This is a genomic window from Sandarakinorhabdus sp. (genome assembly GCF_031422795.1).
Lineage (GTDB): Bacteria > Pseudomonadota > Alphaproteobacteria > Sphingomonadales > Sphingomonadaceae > Sandarakinorhabdus.
Genome location: NZ_JANPML010000308.1, coordinates 1 through 4,818, shown reverse-complemented (window position 1 = coordinate 4,818; position 4,818 = coordinate 1). Strand labels below are relative to the sequence as shown.

4 protein-coding genes are annotated in these 4,818 nt (G+C 64.8%); 2 read left to right on the top strand and 2 right to left on the bottom strand.

What is annotated here, in order from left to right:
• Positions 1–616: acyl-CoA dehydrogenase family protein (locus RMO81_RS11100; protein ID WP_310475926.1), on the bottom strand; the 616-nt coding region annotated here is incomplete at its 3' end.
• Between the two features lie 142 nt (positions 617–758).
• Positions 759–2,660 (bottom strand): TIR domain-containing protein, encoded by a 1,902-nt coding sequence (locus tag RMO81_RS11095; RefSeq protein WP_310475925.1) that lies wholly within the window; start codon positions 2,658–2,660, stop codon positions 759–761.
• 166 nt (positions 2,661–2,826) lie between these two features.
• Here RMO81_RS11095 and RMO81_RS11090 point away from each other — a divergent pair, with 166 nt between their 5' ends.
• Both RMO81_RS11090 and RMO81_RS11085 read left to right on the top strand, forming a co-directional pair.
• A complete protein-coding gene (locus tag RMO81_RS11090) occupies positions 2,827–4,350 on the top strand; it encodes a cryptochrome/photolyase family protein (RefSeq protein WP_310475924.1) in 1,524 nt (507 codons plus the stop codon).
• Between the two features lie 68 nt (positions 4,351–4,418).
• Positions 4,419–4,607, top strand: coding sequence for a hypothetical protein (locus RMO81_RS11085; RefSeq protein ID WP_310475923.1), 189 nt, complete (start codon positions 4,419–4,421; stop codon positions 4,605–4,607).
• Positions 4,608–4,818: the final 211 nt, after the last annotated feature.

Below are 4,818 nucleotides of genomic sequence, written 5' to 3'. Positions count from 1 at the left end.
CGCGCTTGATGATGTAGCCGGGGTTGGGCAGCTCAACGATGAAGGTGGAAAACTGCTGGTGGCGCGGCGCATCGGGATCGGTGCGCGCCATCACCACGGCCAGATCGGCGGCACTGGCGGCGGACGAGAACCATTTTTCGCCGTTCATGATGTAATTGCTGTTGCCGTCCTTCACCGCGGTCGTGCGCATCCCCGTCGCGTCGGCACCGGCGGCCTTTTCGGTCATCGAATAACAAACCCGCTTGTCCCCATTCAGCAGGGGTTTCAGGAACTTCTCCTTCTGAAACTCCGTGCCGTGCGCCAGCAGGGTGAGCATCGTCGCATCGTCCGGCCCCTGGCTGTTCATCGACAGCGCGCCCAAATGGCTTTGCCCCAGTTCCATCTGCACCAGCGCATTGGCCAGCGGGCCCAGCCCCATGCCGCCATGTTCGACGGGAATGAACGGCAACCACAGGCCTTGCGCCCGCGCCTTGGCCCGCAACCGCGCCAGCACCGTTTTGTAATCACCGCCGTCGTGCAGCTCCTTTTCCGCCGGCCGGCATTCATCGTTCACCCATTGGCGCACCCGTTCGCGAATCGCCTTGGCTTCGGCTGGAATCTCGAAATCGATCGACATGGCTGTGGCCTCCCCGTGCGTTATCAGCCGAGCATACAGGGCTGGCCGGGCGACCGCGACTATCATGTTTTGGTCGCATGGGCTTGGGCCACCGGCCCCATCTCTCAACCGGTCGGGCAAGGGAATAGGCGGCAACCTGATGTTACCGCCGCTTCGGCCCCACGATCAGGTCAGGTGGAACGATCTTGTCCTGAATGGCCCTGAAGCGCGGGTCCTTGCGCAGCGGATCGACGAAGGGATCGAAGGCGATAAGCGTCAAGAGCGAGTCTTCGGCCGCCAACGCTTCTGCAAGTGCTGCGAGTGCGATCTCCTGATCACCCCGCTGGGCATGGACCCGCGCCCGGGAATAGCCCGTTCTTTGCGCCGCATAGCCGCCAAGTGCGGCCAGCGCCGCATCGCCAGCGGCGCGATTTCCAGCGCGTGACTCCAGCAACGCAATGCCCGCCGGGCCACGCCACAACGTCTGTTTGGCAATCAATGGGCGGGCCTCTGCAAGCCGACCAAGCATGACCAGAGATTCGAACAATTGCGCGCGCCCGCGGACGCCGCTGGACAGATCAAGCGCCTTGCCGGCGGCGACCACGGCGTCGTTGTAGTGCCCAAGATTGAACAAGGCTTCGGCGTGCGCATGAAATGCCCGCGCGCTGAACGGATCAAGGGCAATGGCGCGGCCAGCCAGCACGGCAGCGCGCGCAGGATTCACAGCAAAGATGCTGCGAGCTGCACCGGCGATGGCATCGGGATTACCCGGCTCAAGCAGAGCTGCGCGTTCGGCGCCCGCAACTGCGGCACGGACGTTCAGCAGGGCAAGTTCGAATGTCGAGTAGTTTGCCAACGCCCTGCCCGACTTCGGTGCTATTTCAACAGCGCGGCGCGACGACGCAACCGCCTGCGCATATAATTCACGCGAAGCCGGCCAGTCTGTTTCCCTGCCACTCAGAGCAGCCAAAAAATTCGCCTTTCTGGAATGGGCCAGTGCATAATCGGGATCGAGCGCAATCGCCGCATCGAGTTTGGCAATGCCGCCCGCTGCGCTTGCTGCATCGTTTACGATGGTTGCGTCCGCCTCGAAATACAGTGCCTGGGCCTCGACATTGTCGGTTCCGCCTGCCTGCACCTTGCCGGCCGCCTTGCCCAGCCGGGGGCTGAGGGCGCCGACAACGCTGGTGGCGATGCTGCTCTGGATGTCCAGCACATCGCCGGAGGGACGATCATAGCTTTGCGACCAGATTTCGACACCCGTCTTGCTGTCGCTCAATTGCGCGCTGATGCGCACCGTGTTTGCAGAGCGGCGGACACTGCCGGTCAGCACATTGGCAACGCCCAGTTGCGCAGCCAAGTCCGCCAGATCGGCGCTATCGCGAAACCGTTCCGACGAAGCGCGGCCGATCACCTTCAACCCGACGATCTGGGACAAGGCGTTGCGCAGCTCCTCTGCGAGGCCATCTGCAAAATAGGCCTGGCTGGCATCCCCCGAAAGGTTGACAAACGGCAACACCACGACACTGGCAGTGCCGTCATCGGGCTTGCCGCCCATGTACTTCCACGCCCCGAACCCGCCCACCACCAGCGCCGCGAACCCGGCGGCACCGCCCATCAGCAGCCGGCGGCTGGGGCCTGCCGGTGCCATGGCAATGCTCGCGGCCGGGGCGGGGGTGCCCAACTGCCGCGTCACATCCGCCAGAAACGCCGCCAGGCGCGGGTCTTTCGCATTGCCCTTCCACCCCACCAGATCGGCGGATTGGCGCAGTTCAAACATCACCGGGCGTTGGCAAGCCTCGATCATCACCGGCACCAGTGCGCCGCGCTGCAGGGCGATCGTGGCTTCGGATCGCACCCAATCGGAATCCACCGACGCGGCGGACCACAGCACCACCACCAACCGCGCCTCGCGCAGGGCCGTCTCGGTCACCCGATCATACACCGCGCCGGCTTTCAGTGCCTGATCCCACCACACATCATGCCCGGCCGCCTGCAACACCGCCGCCATCTGGCCAGCGGTGGCAAGGTCGTTTCGGCTGTAGGACAGGAAGATATCAGGCATCAGCTGCAGGCCGGTAATCAGCACAAATTCGCATCAAACGCCCCCGATGCCGCACATCGGAAACAATGCGCCGCACATAGCCATACCAAGCGGTTGCCAGGTTGAACAGCAAGCTGCGGCATCGCCTCGCCTTGCCCACCGCCGCCGCTCCGGCAACAGCAGTGCCATGACGATCCTCATCCCCATCCTCGGCGATCAACTCTCCCACACCCTCGCCAGCCTGCGCGACGTCACCCCGGCCAGCGCGGTGGTGTTGATGATGGAGGTGGCCGATGAAGCCACCTACGTCCCCCACCACCCGCAGAAGATCGCCCTGTTCTTCAGCGCCATGCGCCACTACGCCGATGAACTGCGCGGCGCGGGCTGGACGGTGGATTATGTGACGCTGGACGATCCCGCCAACACGGGTGATTTCGCCAGCGAAGTGGCACGCGCCGCCGCCCGCCATGGTGCCACCAGCATTGTCACGGTCGCCGGCGGCGAATGGCGCGTGCTGGAAGGCCAACGCCAATGGGCCGAGCGCACCGGGTTGCCGCTGACCATCCTTGATGATGATCGCTTCATCTGCACCATCGAACAGTTCGCCGGCTGGGCGCAGGGCCGCAAGCGCATGATCATGGAGGATTTCTACCGCATCATGCGCCGGCAAACCGGCCTGTTGATGGACGGAGACCAGCCGGCGGGCGGCCAGTGGAATTACGACGCGGACAACCGCAAATCCGTGCCCAAGGGCCACCGCTTCACGCCCCCCGTGCGCTTCGCCCCTGATGCCATCACCAGCGACGTGATGGCGCTCGTCGCCGGCCGGTTCGGCAATCATTTCGGCAGCATCGATGGTTTCCGCTGGGCCGTCACCCGCACGCAGGCGCTGGCCGCGCTCGCTGATTTCGTGGCCCACCGCCTCGCCGGCTTCGGCGATTATCAGGATGCCATGGTCACCGGCGAGGACGTGCTCAACCACAGCCTGCTCTCGCCTGCGCTCAATCTCGGCCTGCTCTCCCCACTTGAAGTGTGCCAGGCCGCCGAAGCCGCCTACCACGCCGGCACCGCGCCGCTGAACGCCGTGGAAGGCTTCATCCGCCAGATCCTGGGCTGGCGCGAATATGTGCGCGGGCTCTACTGGTTCGCCGGGCCGGATTACACGGCGCGCAACCACCTCGCCGCCACCCGCCCGCTGCCCGCCGCCTATTGGGGGGCACCCACCGATCTTCGCTGCCTGTCCGAAGCCGTAGACAACACCCGCCGCAACAGCAGCGCCCACCACATCCAGCGCCTGATGATCCTGGGCAATTTCGCCATGCTGGTCGGCACCGATCCCGCCGAAGTCCACCGCTGGTACCTCGCCGTCTATGCCGACGCGCTGGAATGGGTCGAAGCCCCTAACGTCATCGGCATGTCCCAATTCGCCGACGGCGGCCTGATGTCCACCAAGCCCTATGCCGCCGGCGGCGCCTATGTGAACCGCATGAGCGACCACTGCAAAAGCTGCAAATACGACGTCAAACAACGCACCGGCCCCAAAGCCTGCCCGCTCAACAGCCTCTATTGGGATTTCCTCGCCCGCCACGAAGAGCGCCTGTCGGGCAACCAACGCCTGTGGCGCATGTACGACGGCTGGCGGCGATTCTCAGAGGACGAACAAACCCGCATCCGGGAACAGGCCGCCACCTTCCTCGCCACCCTCGCCTGACCCTTTCTTCTCCCCTCCCTTTCAAGGGAGGGGCCGGGGGTGGGTCCCTCCCCAACCGGAGCCGACCGATGCCCAAACGCACCTCCCCCCAAGACGCGCACGACATCACCCAGGCCGACGACCTCCAACACGCCGTCCACGACAAACGCGAAGGCTGGCGCGCCAACCCCACCAAAGCCCGCCGCCGCCAACGCCGCTACACCGGCCTGCTAACGCGCGAGTTACTGAAACAAGGCGGGGTGGAAGAGGAAGAATAAGCGGGCACGTCACCCCGCACTTGATGCGGGGCGGCGGGCAGGATCGCCGACCCTGCACCCGATTCGTTGGGGCTGCCCTCCAACTTTCGTCATGCTGAACTTGTTTCAGCATCCATGGGGGGAAGGCCCCGCAAAGCAGGCCCGTCGACACAGGCGCGCCATGGATGCTGAAACAAGTTCAGCATGACGAGGGCTCGCTGTTCGGTGAATC

Bases quoted from the DNA above. Each gene is read 5' to 3' on its own strand.
- RMO81_RS11095 (WP_310475925.1), bottom strand. From the start codon at position 2,660: ATGCCTGATATCTTCCTGTCCTACAGCCGAAACGACCTTGCCACCGCT.
- RMO81_RS11085 (WP_310475923.1), top strand. From the start codon at position 4,419: ATGCCCAAACGCACCTCCCCCCAAGACGCGCACGACATCACCCAGGCC.
- RMO81_RS11090 (WP_310475924.1), top strand. From the start codon at position 2,827: ATGACGATCCTCATCCCCATCCTCGGCGATCAACTCTCCCACACCCTC.